This window comes from Siphonobacter aquaeclarae (assembly GCF_900103285.1).
Lineage (GTDB): Bacteria > Bacteroidota > Bacteroidia > Cytophagales > Spirosomataceae > Siphonobacter > Siphonobacter aquaeclarae.
Map to the genome: position 1 here is coordinate 758,630 of NZ_FNGS01000001.1, position 17,831 is coordinate 776,460.

Genomic DNA, 17,831 nt, shown 5'->3' on the forward strand with positions numbered 1-17,831 from the left:
CGCGATTTCCGTATCTTGTGAACCTACACTTTGTCTCAAACGAATGGCAACACCGTCGGAATTCAAACCCAGACTGACCCTTTTTGATGCTACCATGATTGTTGCCGGATCCATGATTGGGTCCGGTATTTTTATTGTCAGTGCCGAAATCACGCGGAGTGTCGGCGGAGCAGGCTACATGCTGGGTATGTGGGTATTGGCAGGTCTGGTGACGATTATTGCTGCTGTGAGCTACGGAGAGCTGGCGGCAATGTATCCCCGGGCCGGCGGACAGTATGTGTACCTCCGGGAAGCCTACGGGCCGCTGCCAGCTTTTTTGTATGGCTGGACGTTTTTTACCGTTATCCAGACCGGTACGATCGCCGCGGTTGGCGTTGCTTTCTCCAAATTCACGGCTTACCTCCTGCCGCAAGTCGGCGAAAAGGTGGTATTGCTGGATGCCGGGCTCTTTCAGGTAACAGCCGCGCAGCTGCTGGCCATCGCTTCGATTGTTTTGCTGACGTATATCAACTCGCGGGGGGTACGAAACGGCGTCGTGATCCAGACGGTGCTGACGTCGGTTAAAATACTCTCCCTGCTTGGTCTGACGCTTGCCGGACTTTTTTACGGCGCGGATTCGGCTGTCTGGGACGCCAACTGGCAGGACGCCTGGACGTTATCGGCACTGACGCTGGACGGGGATCAGCTGACATCGACCGCGCTCACGGGCCTGGCGTTTTTCGGTGCGATTGCCATTTCGATGAAGGGGACGCTGTTTTCCAGCGATTCCTGGCATTCCATTACCTTCATCGCCGGGGAAGTCCGGAACCCGCAGCGCAACATCGGGCTGAGCCTGTTTCTGGGAACGGTCATCGTAACTATCCTGTATGTGCTGACGAATGTGATGTACCTGGCGGTCGTTCCGCTGAAAGACATTGCTTTCGCGCCCAACGACCGGGTCGGGATCGTCGCCGCCGACGCCATTTTCGGCTCTGCCGGTACCCTGGCTATTGCGGTGATGATCATGATCTCGACCTTCGGGTGTAACAACGGCCTGATTTTGTCGGGAGCACGGGTGTACTACACCATGGCGGCAGACGGTCTCTTCTTTCGGAAAGCCGGTGAACTCAACCGTTTCGGCGTGCCGCAGAACAGCCTTTGGTACCAATGCATCTGGGCATCGGTACTATGCCTTTCCGGCGGGTACAACAAGCTGCTGGCCCTGGTTATTTTCGGGGTATTGATTTTCTATATTCTGACGATCATCGGTATTTATGTGCTTCGTGTTCGGCAGCCGCACCTTCCCCGCCCGTACAAGGCGTTCGGGTACCCGTTTCTCCCCGCCATTTATGTCGTCGTGGCGTCGTTCCTGGCGTTACTGCTGCTGCTCTTCGAAACCGAATATACCCTGCCCGGATTGGGACTGATACTCCTCGGCATACCGGTTTATTACCTCAGCCGGAGAAAGGAAGCTACGGTACCCGACTGATTATCAGCCTTAAAATAAATAGTATTAATAAATGCAACGTTGTTGCATTTATTAATACCTTTGTTGCGCTCTCACACTATTTTTAATGTGGAAATCAACAGACGGTATGTTCCCGTCTTCCGAAAAGATGCCTTCTCTGAGGGCATCTTTTTTTGTGGAATATTCTTTTTCAGAAAGGAGGAAAAAACAAACCATGATACTGACCATCGATTGGGAGGCATTCTGGTTGCCTTCAACTTCCCTCCCGGAAATTCTGCTTCGCGGAAGCATTACCTACTGGGCGATTTTTCTGCTTTTCCGCCTCTTCCGGAGGGGTACGGGGCAGCTCACGATCAGCGACGTACTGCTGATTACCCTCATCGCCGACGCGGCACAGAACGGCATGGCGGGCGACTACAAGTCAATCACCGAAGGGCTGGCGCTCGTTGTTACCCTGTTTTTCTGGGATTATGCCATCGATTACATGGGGTATCACAGTCTCTGGTTTCGGAAAAGGATGGTTCCAAAGGCCGTTATGCTTATCCGGAACGGTAAAATACTGAACAGGAACCTTCAAAAAGAATTGCTTTCGCTGGAAGAGCTGGAGGGTCTTCTCCGGGAAAACGGGGTGGACGACCCCCGTAAAGTCAAGGCCTGCTACCTCGAAAGCAGCGGAAACATCAGCGTGGTCATCCGTGAAAAAACGTCAGGGAAGTAAAACCTTTTTGGGCTCCTTCGGTTTATCTTGAGCACCTAACCCCGAAAAATGATGAAAAAGGTATTGGTTTCCCTGCTGGTACTGGCAGGATTTTCTTCTTACGCGCAGGACTACAAGCCCTGGAAACTGACGGTAGCCGGCGGTTATGCCCGGCCCTGGAACAAAGGCGGCAAGTCCGGCTTTGTCTACAGCGCCGAGCCGCAATACGGTGTCAGTAATTTTTTCGACATCGGGCTGCGGCTGGAGCAGGCCTTCATCAACCGGCCGGAGGTCCTGAATGGCCTGGCTTATGACAGCGAAGCCAAATCAGCCCTTTCGGGTATGGCAACGCTGAACTACAACATCCGGCTGGCGACGACCGTGAAGCTGTACGCCGGTACGGGCGTGGGTCTGTACCGCTTTGGCAGTAGCCAGAAGACCATCAACGGGCAGCCCTACACGCTGAAAACCGCGACCCGTACGGGATTGCTCCTTCGGACCGGTCTGAAAATCGAGCAGTGGTCGGCCGAGCTGGCGTATAATTTCATTCCCAGTGTAACAGACAAAAGCACCACAACGGGCGATAAGCTGGTCGGCAAGAATTCGTACTTCACCATCAAGGTAGGGTATACGTTTGGAGGTGGATTGAAGGAGTAACTGATCCGGCACTGTATTCAGGGCTGTCTCTCAACGGAGGCAGCTTTTTTTGTTTTCAGACATTCTTATCTTTTGAAAAATTGTGGCAGTTAAATAAATGTTATTACTTAGTATTTTGATTCAATCCCAACCTTAACACGTTACTTTATGCCCGGTTTTCTTACCTGAAATCGATTCCGGATACCGTCCGGAAAGATGCTTTTCCCTTCTTTTTGCCAACCTGTTAACAAATCTCAGATGAAATCACCTTTATTTTTTGCTGCGGGGCTGTTGCTCCTGCTGAGCGGATCGGCGTGGGCGCAGAGGCCGCTTACGCCGTTGAAGAACCCGGACAGGGGGTGGCATTTGGAATCGATTTCGGCGATCGTCAATCCGGATGGCAGTCTAAAAGATCCGAGCGATCTTAATGTGAGTTTCAATATGGCTCAACTTACTGAGTCATGCGAAAACTATGTTAAGAAACACTTGGGCGAATCGCAACACTTAACCCTGTCTCAAAGCTATATCTACCTGACGAACTTCGTTGGCAAGCGAATTTCTGACCAGGCATTAGCAACCATTGATAATCTCTTCCAGGCCCACCGTTCACGAGGAGTAAAGATGATACTGCGCTTCGCTTATGATTACCAGGCAGGACTTGTCAATGCCCGGTATACCGACATTAACCGACATCTGGACCAACTTGCACCAATCATCCAGAAAAATGCCGGTGTCATTCATACTTGGCAGGCCGGAATGCTTGGCGCATGGGGGGAATGGCACGATACGGAGCGAAAAGATATCAACGGCACTAAACTCTATGACCTGCTCGACTCCCCGGATTCCATGCGTGTTATGATCCGGAAAATGCTTGATATTGTTCCAGTCGGTGGCACCGTTCAGGTGCGCATCCCCTACTGGCGGGAATTATTTGCTTTCGAGGACGGTCTGATGCAACGCATCGGCTTGCACAACGACGGTTTTACTGCAGGCGCCTATCAATTTGCTCCGGGAAATGACTATGTTAATCAATATTACATAGCCGCTCAGAAATGTTCTCCATTTGTACCTGTCGGAGGGGAAATGCCTTTCGACGGTCCTGGCAATGCGTGGAACTTCAACGACACGATAAGCGTATCGAAGGCTCTCGTAACCTTGCGGGATCATCACTATACCTCACTAGATATTTCGCAAAATACTCCGCTCAATATCCGTCGCTGGACTACCTACAACCTCACTGCGGATTCGCTGAATACCATTGGAATACCCTTCCACCCCGAGTATTTCAAAGATAATGGTATTACCGTTCCAAGGACGATGTTTCAGTTTGTCCGCGATCACTTCGGGTATAACCTTTACTTTGATTATGACAAGGATGTAATTCAATCTGCAGCCGGAAAGGTTTCGTTCAGCATTCCTTTCCGGAACTATGGATTTTCCAGGATATACAACCGCTACAAAGTTGTCGCTTATCTCCTCAATGACGCCGGCGAGAAATTGGCGGAAGCACCTCTGGACGCCAATCCGGCCGACTGGCATCCCTTCCGCCCGGGGGACAGTCCGACCTCCCGCATGCAACACTATCTGCAGGGGGCGATTCCCCTGCCCGCCAGCCTGGCAGCCGGCAGCTATAAGATCGGCTTTGGAATTCTCCCGCTCAGCCCGGATGTGGCTGGCGATACCGCATTTTGCATCCGCTTCGCTAACCGGAGCAACCTGAAGTATGTGACGACGACAGACAAGAAGGTCATTAACGTTTCTCATACTTTCTCTTACAACACAACAGCACGATACTGTGTTCCGACGAGTGACGCTGGAGGCCAGGAACGTTACTTTACCAAACTTTGGTCAGAGGGGGCCATGCAAAACATAGACCTGACTACTCCGTTGAAACCCACCAATGCCTACGCAATCGCGGATCAGACTATTCGGGGGAAACAAGGGTCGAGTTTTAAGCTGAATGCCGTCACTACCAACGACAGCAAATATTCGCTTATCCGTGCTTGGGTAGACTGGAATGGAGACGGCATATTCTCCGACAATCAGACCGAGATGGCTTTTGTCGTTGGGGATTCCAATCCAACGGTCGACAACGGTGCTCTTCTTGAGAATTTCGCCCGGTCGATCAATATACCTGCCAACGCGAAGGTCGGCAATACGGTCATGCGCATTCGTTTTTGCGGGGCATGGGAGAATAACCCGGGACCTTGCGGATATCAGATTCAGAATACGACGTTTGATTTTCCGGTTTATGTGGATACAACGACGGCTCATTCTCCGGCCACTCCCGCTTACTGTACTGCCTCCGGCGACGGCACGGCTGATACTCGGTATCCCACTACTCTCAGAACTCAGAATGCTCCCCACAATTTAAACATTGCAGCACCCTTACTTCCTCAGAACGGTTACCGGCAATATACTGCCGATTATCTTTCGGTTTCTCCGGGAACCACCTTCGATTTGATCGGAACCTCTTCCGACCAGGCCAAGGCGTCTCAAGTCAGGGCCTGGGCCGACTGGAACGGCGACGGCATCTTTGCCGACGATGCATCAGAAATTCTTTTTGATCTCGGAAAACACGCGCCGGCAGCGGTCGATTCGGCCGCTCACAACGCCGCGATTCGGAATTTCAGCCAGTCCGTTTTTGTCCCGGCTACTGTTAAGCTCGGTCCGACCCGGATTCGCATCCGGTATTTCGATGCATGGGAATCGTATCCCGGTTCTTGCGGGAACGCGGCGAAGAGTACCACCTTTGATTTCGTCGTTAAGGTTGAAACTCCAGAGGGTGGCGCCTACTGTCTGGCAGGTAGCGATGGCCATGATCAGGATCGATACTTGACATCGCTCTCAACAAGCGGTGCCTCACGTAATATTATGGTTCCAGCCGCGTCGCTGACACCAGTAAACGCCTATCAGGTTTACCGGGACGATGCCGTTACCGTAACTCCCGGCAGCTCCTTCAGCCTAGCCGGAACCGCTACTCCCGGAACCCGATTCAACCAGATCTCGTTGTGGATCGATTGGGACGGCAGTGGTTCTTTTGAAAGTTCCGAGTCGATTTTTACACTCGGTATTCGGAATGCAAACGACAATGGTCCTGCCGTTCTCAACTTCAACCAGCCGGTCAGCGTCCCGCTGACAACCCGCCCGGGCACCGTACGTGCCCGGATCCGGAATCATAACTCCTGGTATTCAGTTCCCGACCCTTGCGGGGATGCGCCGGGTACAACGACGTTTGATTTCCTTATCAATGTACAGGGGACGGTCAGTTGCAAGCCGGAAACCGACAATGCCGGTTTTGCACCAAATGTCTACCCAACAACACTGTCAACTTCCGGAGCTGCGCATAATCTGAATATAGTAGCAGAACTGAAACCCGTAAGGGGCTATCGTCAATATGAAAACGATGTGCTCGTTGTCAATGCCGGAAGCACCTTCAACCTCCATACCACGGGTAGTGAAACAACCCGTTTTGCGCAAATGCGGGCCTGGATAGACTGGAACGGTGATGGCGTATTCGACGACGGAGGTGGTGAAGATCTCTTTGCGCTGGGCAAGTTCCACGCAGAAGACGATAACTATGACGTTCAGGACTTTCTGAAAACAATCGCTGTACCGGCGACAGCCAAATCAGGCTACACCCGTCTTCGCCTTCGATACTGGAATAGCTGGACGTCGTATCCGGGACCATGCAACGCTGCCAGTGAAAGCAGTCTGTTTGACTTTCCGATTTTGATTCTGGGTTCAGGAGCGATTGTTTGCAAGCCTGAAACCGATGAAACAACCTACGCCCCAAATGTCTTTCTTACATCGCTCTCTACTTCCGGTGCCGCCCACAATCTCACGATGACTTCAGAATTGAAACCGCAAAGAGGCTACCGACTATATGACAACGACATTCTGGCCATCAGCGCGGGAAGCACCTTCGATCTTCATGCAACAACCAGTGAAGAAACCAAATGGGCACAGATGCGCGCGTGGATTGACTGGAATGGCGACGGAATATTTGAAGACGGCGTTGGAGAAGATCTCTTTTCGATTGGCACTTATCATTCTGACGGCACCAGCACTGCCATTCGGGACTTCCTGAAATCGATCAACGTTCCAGCCACAGCTAAAGCAGGCTATACGCGTCTCCGTCTCCGGTTTTGGAATAGTTGGGTAGCCTACCCCGGCTCGTGTAACTACCTTGACAAGAGCGCCACATTCGACGTGACCGTGCAGATTCTGCCCTCTGGAGCTGCAGCCTGCAAACCAGAAACAGACTCCACTATCTATGCTCCTTTCATTTCCCTTACATCGCTCTCCACCTCAGGTGCCAAACATAATCTGAACATAACGTCGGAACTAAGACTGAAAAGAGGCTACCGGAAATATGAAAATGACGTGCTGACGGTGAACGCCGGCAGTTCCTTCAGCCTCCACGGCACTACCGGCGACGCGGCCAAATTCTCACAAATACGTGCGTGGATAGATTGGAACGGGGATGGTACGTTTACCGATGGAGGAAATGAAGAGCTGTTCGTCCTGGGTGACTTCCATTCAGACGGTAATAATTCCCCGTTGCTGGACTTTCTGAAAACCATTAATGCTCCCGCCACCGCCAAGCCGGGCTATACCCGCCTTCGCCTGCGATACTGGAACAGCTGGGTAGCTTATCCGGGCGCATGTGGTCAAAGCAGTCAGAGTGGCACGTTTGATTTTGACGTGCTCGTTCTGCCGTCCGGAAGTGCGACCTGCAAGCCGGAAACCAACGTCACCAGCTACGCACCCTTGATTTCTCTCACATCACTTTCCACATCCGGCGCCTTACATAATTTAAACTCAGCTTCCGAACTGAAACTGCAAAGAGGATACCGGCTGTATGACAACGAGGTGCTGGCGGTGACTGCAGGTAGCTCCTTTAGCCTAAACGGCACTGCCAATGAAGCAACCAACTTCTCTCAAATGCGCGCATGGGCGGATTGGAACGGGGATGGGGCGTTCTCGGATGGTAGTAACGAAGACCTGTTTGCTTTAGGAGAATTCCATTCAGACGGCACCAATCCCGTCGTGAGGAGTTATTTGAAGACGGTGAACGTTCCTGCTACCGCTAATCCGGGTTATACCCGTCTTCGTCTGCGATACTGGAATAGCTGGCTTGCTTATCCAGGGCCGTGTAACTACCACGATCAGAGTGGCACGTTCGACTTTATTGTACTCGTTTTGCCCGCCGGTACCACCACCTACAGCCTCCCCGTCTCCTCCTACAGAGAAGCAGCGCCAGCCCCGGCAGAAGCCAAAGCACTAACCGGCGTTCTGTATCCTTCACCGGTCGGGCAAAAGCCGCTGCATGTGCTGATTAACCGGCAAATTTCAGGCAAAGCAGAAATGGAGCTGCTCGACGTCTCCGGACGTTCGATGGCAAAGCAGGAAGCAATACTCCGCAACGGTCTACTCGAAGAAGATGTCCGGAACCTGAAGCCCGGTCTCTACTTCCTGGTGTTGAAAGTCGACAATACCACACTGACCTTCCGGTTTGTGAAAGAGTAGGTACTATTTCTGACGCTGTAAAACGGAAGCAGGGCGGATCTCTCCGCCCTGCTTCCGTTTTTTTATTGTCCCGTCAATTCCTTGATCGTAAAGGCTTTATCTCTTTTTCCAAGGTTCTTTCGTACCTGACTTACCTCGGCGGGAGAGATCCGGTCGGCGTTGTTTTGCCACGACCGGCGGATGTAGGAGAGCAGCTCGGCGATGTCCTTGTCCGACAGCGATGGGTCGTATCCGATGCCGGGCATGTCTCCGGCGATTTCCGGCGCGCTGTAGAGGTGGTTGTTGACATTGACCGGCCCCGTCAATCCGAATAATACGATGGAAATCAGGTGGTTTTTGTCTCCCGTCACCCATTCCGATTTGTTCAGCGGGGGAGCGAGCGACTGTACCCCGTTCCCATCCTTTCCATGACACGTCTGGCAAATGGTATTGAACAGAGCCGCGCCTTTCGGGTACTGCCGTGCCAATACAGCCGGATCGTGGTTGCCACGTGCGCTGCGGGCATTGCGGACAGCGCTTTTCAGGTCTCGGATGATGAGGGCGGTACTATCGGTCTGCTCATCCAGAAAACTCTCTTCCCGGTCCTCCAGCGTACTCACAACAGCCGCGGCCACATACCGGTTTTGCGGCGCCGCCTTCAAGACATTACTCCGCAGTTTGGCCGCAGCCGCCGCGTCAAATACGGCAATTTTTCCGCTCAGAAACGCGATATACGGATAGGAAAGCGTATCCCGGCGTACCAGCAACCCATCCAGCGCCTTTGCCAGCACGGGCGCAGCAGCCTTCGTCAGCACAGAGGGTACTGCTCCGAGCGCCTGCTCGCGATAGCTCCAGGACGGACTTTTGAGTGCGCTGGTGATATCCGTTACCGTCAATAGTCCGAGACCTTCCAGCGTACGGAAGGCGTGAATGCGCTGAAGCTCGCTGGTACTTGTCAGCAAGGGGCGCAGGGCCGCAACAGGTTTCCCGGCGTCTACGAGTTTTTGCTGGGCAAAGTCGCGGACCCAGCCATTGGTACTGGCCAGGAAGCGTACATCTGCCGTGACAGGCTGAACCACAGGCTTCGTTCCTTTCGGAACAATCCGGTAGATGCGGCCGGCCGTAAGCGGCTGGGTCAATCCCCGTTTGGCAATCTGCCCCTTCAGGTAAGTGGTGAGATAGGTTTTGTGCTGGATGATACCGCGGTACATATCCACGACATATAGCGCGCCATCCGGCGCGTCGTAGAGGCTGACGGGGCGGAAACGTTCGTCGGTACTGGTCAGGAATTCCTTTCCGGCATAGGCTTGTTTCCCGCTTGTCACATATCCGTTGAATGTCAGGACATTCCGCTTGATCAGATTGGCGGAAGGCTCCGCGACAAAGACATTCCGGTCGTATTCTTTTCCGAAGAGTCCTCCGCGGTATACCAGCGGTCCACAGGCGGCGGTAAATTGCACGAGCCGCTGCTGGTTGTCGAGGGTTCCCTTCGCGTAGCCGCGGTTAACGCCCGGCGTGGGTCCGGCCGGATACACCCGGTTGTCTTCCACAACGTTGACATTGAAACCGGCTACCTGATTCCGCTGGTGGGTATTTTCCGACCCGAAACCCGGCAGGAAGTAATCTCCGATCGCGTTCTGGGAGTTATGGTTGTAGTAGAGACGGCCGTTGTCGTCCTGAGAAATACCCCACTGTCCACGGAAATGCGTCTTCTCGCTGATCCATTTCCCCTTTACAAACCGGTACCGCTTGTCGGACTTGGCGTTGTAAATCCAGTTATCCAGCGCCCTGTACAGGCCATTCGGCTGATGTTCGACGTTTCCGCCTTTGGCATAGGCGCCGTCTACCAGCGTCTTTTTCACCGGTTTATCGTTCACCACTTCATAGTACCAGAGAGAAGGAGGCTCGGCCACGAGAATGCCTTTTCCCACAAAACAAATCGCGCGGGGAAGGACGAGGGAATCCAGAAATACCTTCCGCTTATCGGCTACGCCGTCTTTGTCCGAGTCTTCGAGGATAACGATTTTTCCGGACGGGCGCTCTTCGCCGGTTCCGAGGGTATCGTTCATATACCCGTTCATTTCCACTACCCAGAGGCGCCCTTTGCCGTCGAAACTGAGGGCGACAGGCGCCGAAACGAGTGGTTCCGCCGCCACCAGCTGAACTTCAAAGCCGTCCTCCACCGCCATATGACGGATGGATTCCGACGCCGGAACAAAGGGAGTATCACTGGCGGGTACCGCGACCCGCGCATCGGTTTTCGGGAAAAACTGCCATAGGGCGGTCAGCAACAAACCAAGAAAAGCGATTCTCAAATGCACGATAAACAGGTATAGAGGTGGTACCATCGCCGGCCCCGGTGCGCTACCGGAGCGGGACGCCGCCTGCCCGTCTCTGTCGACAGACGGATAAGCAGGTAAAAATACGTCGTCGTCCTTCAAAAGGACTCATTTATTTGGCGTCTTCCCCGAAAAAACGATCGTTTCCCCTGTTTGCTGCGACATAAGCGGTAACGTACCCAATCCATGCATCGCGTCTGAGCGTCTTCAGGTTCCGTCTGAAAGGGTAAAAGTTTTCCTTTCCGATACCCGGAGAAATCGATTTCCCTCCTAACTTTTCACCATTGTTTCATCCTTCTCTTGTCCTTTATGAAATTCGGAAAAGTCGAAAACCCCGACGATATTGATTTTGCCCTCCCGCCCGACCACCCCGGGACTACCGCCCTTCTCAAGGGCAGCAGAGGGAAGACAGACATCTGCATCGGTTGTGCCAAGTGGAACAAGACCGACCTGAAAAGTTTCTACCCCCGCGGTACGAAAGATGAGCTGGCTTACTATGCTTCCCAATTCAACAGTATTGAACTTAACGCTACGTTTTATAATAATTTTCCGATCGAGACGATCGAAGGCTGGTACGAAAAAACGACCCCCGGCTTCCGGTTTTTTCCAAAACTGCACCAGGGAATCAGCCACTGGAAACGCCTGAAAGAAGCGAAGGAAGCAACAGAAGTGTACCTCGACGGCATTTCCCACCTCAAAGACAAACTCGGCATGCTGTTTCTTCAGTTGCCGGATAACTTCAGCCCGAAAAACTGGGACGCGCTCAAAAGCTACCTCGAAGACTGGCCGAAGGGTTTTCCGCTGGCGCTGGAGCTTCGCCACAAGGGCTGGTACGACGGCACCTGGAACAGCGACGATTTATACGACGTACTTGAGAAAAACCAGATCTCGCACATCATTACCGACTCCGCCGGTCGGCGTGACCTGCTGCACATGCGCCTGACGACCCCCACGGCCTTCATCCGGTACAACGGCGCGAACGTCGATTCGGATTATACCCGCCTTGACGACTGGTTTGAGCGCCTCAAAAACTGGATGGAAGCGGGTATCGAGCATATCTACTTTTTCGTCCACCAAAACCACGAAGAAGCATCTCCCCTCCTCTCGGCCTACCTCATCGAGCGGCTCAACAAGGAAATGGGCACGGAGCTGCAGGTACCGCATAATCCGGTGAAATAGAGACCGGTATCGCTTAAAACGAAGAATGAGACCGGTCCGGAAGGGCAGGTCTCATTCTATTTGGTTGTTTTGTTATTCTTTCCCGAACGGAAACAACGCCGACGGCCGGTGCGACCGCTCCATCAACCCGGCCAGTTCTTTCGCCCTTTCCGGAAAATCGGCTGCCAGATTGGTTTTCTCAGAGGGGTCTTTCGACAAGTCATACAATTCAACCGGGCCGCCCGGAGCAGCCGCGGCCTGCAACCGCACCGCCTTCCAGTTTCCCTGGCGAACGGCCTGGCGACCGCCCTGCTCGTGGAATTCCCAGTAGAGGTAGTCGTGCTGCTTTTGCTTTCCTTTTCCGGTGAGTGTCGGAGCGATGGATATACCGTCGACCCTCGCCGGTGCTTTAGCTCCGGCCAGCTCCGCGACCGTGGGCAGAATATCCCAGAAAGCGCCGGTAAACGCACTGACGCTACCCGGCCGGATCACACCCGCCCAATGCGCCACAAACGGCTCCCGGATACCACCCTCGTACAAATCCCGCTTCACGCCGCGCAGGCCGCCACTGCTCTGAAAAAACGCCGGATCGGCGCCGCCTTCGACGTGCGGGCCGTTGTCGCTCGTAAAAATGATCAGGGTATTTTTGTCCAGGCCGTTGGCTTTCAGGCGGGCGACCACCTGCCCGACATAGAGATCGAGACGGGCGACCATCGCCGCAAACGTGGCGTGCGGCAAAGCCTGTGACGCATAGCCTCCGCCCGTGGCGTTCGGGCCGTAATCAGCCCCTTTGTAGGGCTTTTCCGGGAATTTGCCTTTGTAATATTGGAAGAGGCTGTCATCCGGTACAACCAGCTCGGCATGCGGCAGGATGTAGGGCAAAAAGAGGAAGAAGGGCTGGTCTTTCTTTTGCTGGTCGAGAAAGGCAAGTGCCTGTTTCTGAATCAGATCCGGCGCATATTCTTTGTTTTGCCGGAGATTCTCATTGGCTGTGAGAAAAACCTGTTTATCGTTTTCCCACAGATGGTTCGGATAGTACCGGTGCGCGAGGCTCTGGCAATTGTACCCGTAAAACCGGTCAAATCCCTGGCGGTTCGGGTCGCCTTCCGATCCAACCGGGCCGAGGCCCCATTTGCCGAAAGCACCCGTCACATATCCGGCTTTCTTCAATACCTCGGCGATGGTCACGACCGAATCCGCGATGGGTTGCTGGCCTTCCGGCGAAACACCCTTGTTCCCGCGGATGAAGGTATGACCCGTATGCTGCCCTGACAGCAGCGATGAGCGGGATGGCGCACAGACCGACGTACCGGCATAAAACTGCGGAAACCGCATGCCTTCCCTTGCGAGCCGGTCGATGTTGGGCGTACGAATGAGCTTCTGCCCGTTGAAGCCGACGTCCCCGTATCCGAGGTCGTCTGCCAGTATGAAAACAACATTGGGCCGGGATTGAGCCTGGATGGCCGTTTCCCCCGACAAGAATGCGGCGAGAAGGAGGAAAAGTTTCTTCACGTGATTATCCTAGTTAACTAGTAGGCAATGTACGTGAATCAAAAAAGAACGACACTATTCCCGCGGCAAATTCGGGAATAGTGTCGTTCTTTTTCGGTATTCTTACTTCTTTACCGGCTTTGCCGACATATGGAAAGTGATTGTTCCGCCTTTGAGAATATCGCTGTGCGAAAGGAAGAGACTATTGAGAGGCTTACCGTTAAGGAGTACCTTTTCGACATATACATTCTTCTCCGATTGATTCACGGTTTCTACGTTGAATACCTTCCCGTTTTCGAGTTGCAACCGGGCTGATTTGACCAGCGGGCTGCCGAGGGAGTACTGCTCCGACCCCGGCGCTACCGGATAAAAGCCCATTGCAGAGAAGAGGTACCAGGCACTCATCTGCCCGCAGTCGTCATTTCCGCCGAGGCCGTCGGGCGTAGGTTTGTACTGCATCTTGAGGATCATCCGGATACGCTGCTGGGTTTTCCAGGGCTGTCCGGCCCAGTTATAGAGGTAGGCGACGTGGTGTGCGGGTTCGTTGCCGTGAATGTATCCGCCGATGATACCTTCCCTCGTAATATCCTCTGTTTCAGCAAAAAACTGATCCGACAAGTGCATGGCAAACAGGGTGTCGAGGCGGGCGCCAAAGGCTTTGGGGCCTCCCATTGCTGCCATCAGCGACGCCGGGTCCTGGGGGACGAAGAAGCTGAAATTCCAGGAGTTTCCTTCGATAAAACCCTGACCATGCGTGCTGTATACATCAAAATCTTTCTTGAAAACACCCTCCCTGCTTTTCGGACGCATGAAGCGAATGGAGGTATCGAAGACATTCCGCCAGTTCTGTGAACGTTTGAGGTAGGTTTCGTAGACGTCCATCCGGTTGAGCTTCTTCGCGAGCTGGGCGATGCACCAGTCGTCGTAGGCATATTCCAGGGTATTGGAGACGGACGTTCCGTTGCTTTCAGCGGGAATATACCCGAGGTCGATATACGGCCCGATACCTTCGTACGTCCGCCGGTTAGACGTTGTGATGCACGCCTCCAGGGCCTGATTGGCATCGCCGGTATACACGCCTTTGATGATCGCGTCGGCTACGACCGACACGCTGTGATACCCGCTCATGCACCAGTTGTCGTTGGCATAGTGCGACCAGACCGGCAGCATTTTCATCGTACTCTGCTCAAAATGCTTCATCATGGAAGCCACCATGTCGTTATTCCGTCCCGGCTGAATCAGGTTGAAAAACGGGTGCAGCGCCCGGTACGTATCCCAGAGCGAGAACGTCGTGTAATTGGTGAAGCCTTTGGCCTGGTGAATTTCCTGATCAAGCCCGCGGTACCGGCCATCGGTATCCATGTATACCGTCGGGTTGATGAAGGTATGGTAGAGGCTGGTGTAAAAATTAATCTTATCGTTTTCGGACGCTTCGATCTGAATTTTGTTCAGCTCGGTATTCCAGCGGTCCTGCGCCTGCTTTTTCACCGCGTCAAAGCTCCAGCCGGGTACTTCCGCTTTGAGGTTGGCGAGGGCATTTTCCTGACTGACGGGCGATATGGCCATTTTGGCGACGACAGCTTCCCCGCTTTTCACGTCAAAATCGAAGTGCATCCGGATACGCTTCCCGGCGATTTCGGGGAAGTTATGATTCTGGTCGAATTTCCGCCAGAAACCCTTGTATACCTGCGGCTTATCAAAGTTCCGCTGACCGTAGGACGTAAATTTTTTCGAGAAGGATAGCGCGAAATACTCGGTCCGGGTACGGGCCCAGCCGTTGGTCTGGCGATAGCCCGTGATCAGGGTATCGTTGACGACGCGGACGTAGGTCCAGACTACTTTGTCGTCATAGTTGTAAATGCCGGACATCAGGTCCAGAATCACGTGCGCAGGCGCCGATTGGGCAAAGGTATACCGGTGCACCCCGACGCGGTCGGTCGCGGTCAGCTCGGCCTGGATGTTATCATCGTCCAGCCGTACCTTGTAGTAACCGGCTTCGGCGACTTCGTTGGCGTGGGAGAAGGCCGACCGGAAGCCCGAACGGGGATCGGAAGCTACGCCGGGCGTCAATTGCAGCGGCCCCTGCGTCGGCATCAGCAGAAAATCGCCGAGGTCCGAGTGACCGGTACCGCTGAAGTGCGTATGGCTGAAGCCGACGATCGTTTTGTCTTCATACTTATACCCCGCGCAATACTTGTAAACGTCGCCGTTGTAGCGACCGTTGAGTTCGTAGGAAAGCGTATCGGTATCCGGACTGAGCTGCACCGCGCCGAAGGGAACCGTCGCGCCCGGATAGGTATGTCCCATTTTCTCGGTCCCGATCAGCGGACGGACATAGGGAACGAGGTGTTGCTGGGCCTGGGAAGAAAACGCCGTAACGGCGCAAAGGAGAAACAGGAATCTTTTCATGTGTTCGTTGCTGACTGTCGAAGAGGCCGGCCAAAGATAGGCGATTCGGCCCGATTTGACGGACGCAGCTTTCCTGCTCTCTCGGGGTAGGTTGCTCCGGACCAGGTTTGGAGCAACCGGTCCGGAGCAACCCGCGCAGTCGTTACCTTGTTTGCGCTACCTGAATGTTCATCTTATATCCAAGGCGGCTGGACCCGGGAGTGGTGTTTTCAAAAGTGGCGACGACGGAGTTGTCATAATTACCCGTCAGCCGTACCCGGACGAAGAGCGGGGAGTTATCAGCCAGGTACTTCGCCGTGACCCGGTACTTTCCGATGGGCACATCCTGGACGTACAGCCCCTGCTGGAGTTTGGAAACGATTTTCTTACCGGTACTTCCGTCGATAAGGGTACCGACAGGTTCAAGTGTGATTTCGGTATTGGTGTAGTCGTAAAATTCATTTCCTCCGAATATTTCTACAGTTCCCCCGTAATATCCCTCATCTCCGAAATTCCCGGTCCGGTCGCCGGATAATTTCAGCCGCAGGTTTTTGACGGCGCCTTCCGAGGCCGACACCGGTCCGTCGTTTTCTGTAAACAAATCCATCCGGTACGACTTGCCTTCGAATGTCATGTTTTTAGAACCGCGGACGTACCAGGTTCCGACCGACAGCTCGAGGCGGTAATTCCCGTTGGCGTCAGTCGTGCCGATGACATTCTTGTTATAGAACTCGGTATGGCTGGCGACGATCGTGGCATTGGCGAGGGGTTTGCCGTAGCTGTCAACGACGTGCCCCGTCACGACGCCCGGCTTCGGCCCGTCAGCGCCCGCGTCGCCGGATTTACTGCAGGCCATCAGGCCCGTCAGGAAGAAAAAAGCAAAAAAACGTCTCATGGTTTCGGCTGAAGAAATAGTTCGCCGCAAAGAAAAAGCAGCGGAATTTGCCGCGCCGGAAAAACCGACGGGCGCCCTGTTCCGGATGTTACTCGTCCGGAAAGGCGGTTTGAACGTCTTCCGTCGACCGACCTGAGCCATTTGTCGCCCCATTCCATCTATGCACAGCTGTCTTATCATCGATGCTGACCCCTCTGCCCGGGAGGCACTCCGGCAATACATCGGCCAGACGCCGCTCCTCACCGCCGCGGGCGAATGCTCCGACGGGCTGGAAGCCTTCCAGTGGCTGCGCCGACACCAGGCGGATGTTGTTTTTCTGGACGTACACCTGCCGTTGTTATCAGGTACGGACCTGATCCGCAGCCTGCCGGAGCCGCCGGCGGTCATTTTCACAACTACCTGCCGGGAGTCGGCCGTGGAGGCATTTGAGCTCCGGGCGCTGGACTACCTTCTCAAACCATTGTCGTTTGAACGGTTTCTGCGGGCTGTGGCGCGGCTGGGGATGGCTTCTCCGGCGCCTGAATACGAGGAGGCGCTGCATTTCCGCGTCAATCGGCGGATGGTACGCGTTCTTCCGTCCCGTATTCAGTTTATTGAAAGCCTGAAAGACTACGTACGGGTGATGACGGACGACGGCCCGATCATTACCAAGCAGACCCTCCAGTCGGTAGAAGCGCGACTGCCTCCCGGTCATTTTCTCCGGATTCACCGCAGTTTCCTGGTTTCGTCAGCCCGAGTCGGCGGGTTTTCAGCGGCATATGTAGACGTGCAGGGCCGACAGCTTCCCATTGGCAAGCTGTACAAACACGATGTCGAGCGAACACTGCGGACGCGGATCAGCGCAGTCCCTTCCAGATACCCGGCGTAGCCAGTTCCAGCAGGTGGTCGTCGGGATCCCGGAAATAGAGGCTTTCGCCGTCGTTGAACGTCACCCGGCTCAGCAGCGGAATATCCAGCGCGGCCAGTCGGGCTACCCAATCTTCCAGTTCGTTTGGGGGAATCGAAAAAGCCAGGTGAACGGGACCCTGCCCGTCGTGCGGCGGAATAAACCCGCCCGGCAGGGGTGTTTCCTTCAGCGAAGCTCCCTGACGGAACAGCAGCAATACCTGGCGACCGGCTACGGAAAGCGCCTGAAGACGATCGTCTCCGAAAAGTACTTCAAACCCGAAAAGCTGGCGGTAAAAGGCGAGAGAAGCAGTTAAATCCCGGACATAGAGAGCGGATTCCAGGATACCTGTAACGGAAATATCTTTCATGGCTGTAAAAAAA

General features: G+C 54.1%; 12 protein-coding genes. 7 read left to right on the forward strand and 5 right to left on the reverse strand.

The features are described from left to right. Nucleotides 1–43 precede the first annotated feature (43 nt). The 4 genes from BLR09_RS02855 (at nucleotide 44) to BLR09_RS02870 (ending at nucleotide 8,312) form a co-directional block, all read left to right on the forward strand. Nucleotides 44–1,468, forward strand: coding sequence for an APC family permease (locus BLR09_RS02855; RefSeq protein WP_093197436.1), 1,425 nt, complete (start codon nucleotides 44–46; stop codon nucleotides 1,466–1,468). 193 nt (nucleotides 1,469–1,661) lie between these two features. Next, the gene (locus tag BLR09_RS02860) at nucleotides 1,662–2,165 is read left to right on the forward strand and encodes a DUF421 domain-containing protein (protein ID WP_093197851.1); all 504 of its coding nucleotides are present in this window, start codon (nucleotides 1,662–1,664) and stop codon (nucleotides 2,163–2,165) included. Between the two features lie 51 nt (nucleotides 2,166–2,216). Then, a complete protein-coding gene (locus BLR09_RS02865; RefSeq protein WP_176785425.1) occupies nucleotides 2,217–2,801 on the forward strand; it encodes a metallophosphoesterase family protein in 585 nt (194 codons plus the stop codon). 237 nt (nucleotides 2,802–3,038) lie between these two features. Continuing rightward, a complete protein-coding gene (locus BLR09_RS02870) occupies nucleotides 3,039–8,312 on the forward strand; it encodes a GEVED domain-containing protein (RefSeq protein ID WP_176785426.1) in 5,274 nt (1,757 codons plus the stop codon). A 62-nt stretch (nucleotides 8,313–8,374) separates the two neighbouring features. On the opposite strand, the gene BLR09_RS02875 is transcribed toward BLR09_RS02870, so the two are convergent. Further along, complete coding sequence (locus BLR09_RS02875; RefSeq protein WP_245689859.1) at nucleotides 8,375–10,732, reverse strand: DUF7133 domain-containing protein; 2,358 nt, start codon at nucleotides 10,730–10,732, stop codon at nucleotides 8,375–8,377. Between the two features lie 207 nt (nucleotides 10,733–10,939). Here BLR09_RS02875 and BLR09_RS02880 point away from each other — a divergent pair, with 207 nt between their 5' ends. Next, a complete protein-coding gene (locus BLR09_RS02880) occupies nucleotides 10,940–11,809 on the forward strand; it encodes a DUF72 domain-containing protein (RefSeq protein ID WP_093197445.1) in 870 nt (289 codons plus the stop codon). A gap of 72 nt (nucleotides 11,810–11,881) precedes the next feature. Here BLR09_RS02880 and BLR09_RS02885 read toward each other — a convergent pair whose 3' ends face one another. From BLR09_RS02885 to BLR09_RS02895, 3 genes are all read right to left on the reverse strand, one after another. Next, nucleotides 11,882–13,300 carry an arylsulfatase gene (locus tag BLR09_RS02885; protein ID WP_093197447.1) on the reverse strand — a complete coding sequence of 473 codons (1,419 nt, stop codon included), beginning with the start codon at nucleotides 13,298–13,300 and terminating at the stop codon, nucleotides 11,882–11,884. A 102-nt stretch (nucleotides 13,301–13,402) separates the two neighbouring features. Continuing rightward, entirely contained in the window at nucleotides 13,403–15,688 is a 2,286-nt protein-coding gene (locus BLR09_RS02890) for a GH92 family glycosyl hydrolase (protein ID WP_093197450.1), read from the reverse strand. A 142-nt stretch (nucleotides 15,689–15,830) separates the two neighbouring features. Further along, a complete protein-coding gene (locus BLR09_RS02895; RefSeq protein WP_176785427.1) occupies nucleotides 15,831–16,562 on the reverse strand; it encodes a carboxypeptidase-like regulatory domain-containing protein in 732 nt (243 codons plus the stop codon). Between BLR09_RS02895 and BLR09_RS25645 the strand changes: the two genes are divergently transcribed. Beyond that, complete coding sequence (locus BLR09_RS25645) at nucleotides 16,561–16,698, forward strand: hypothetical protein (protein WP_218126580.1); 138 nt, start codon at nucleotides 16,561–16,563, stop codon at nucleotides 16,696–16,698. The two genes, BLR09_RS02895 and BLR09_RS25645, sit on opposite strands and share 2 nt — an antisense overlap. Nucleotides 16,699–16,722: 24 nt before the next feature. Beyond that, nucleotides 16,723–17,430, forward strand: a complete 708-nt coding sequence (locus BLR09_RS02900; RefSeq protein WP_093197452.1) for a LytR/AlgR family response regulator transcription factor — start codon at nucleotides 16,723–16,725, stop codon at nucleotides 17,428–17,430. On the opposite strand, the gene BLR09_RS02905 is transcribed toward BLR09_RS02900, so the two are convergent. After that, nucleotides 17,399–17,818: a VOC family protein gene (locus BLR09_RS02905; protein WP_093197455.1), complete on the reverse strand. Its 420-nt coding sequence runs from the start codon at nucleotides 17,816–17,818 to the stop codon at nucleotides 17,399–17,401. The two genes, BLR09_RS02900 and BLR09_RS02905, sit on opposite strands and share 32 nt — an antisense overlap. Nucleotides 17,819–17,831 lie beyond the last annotated feature (13 nt).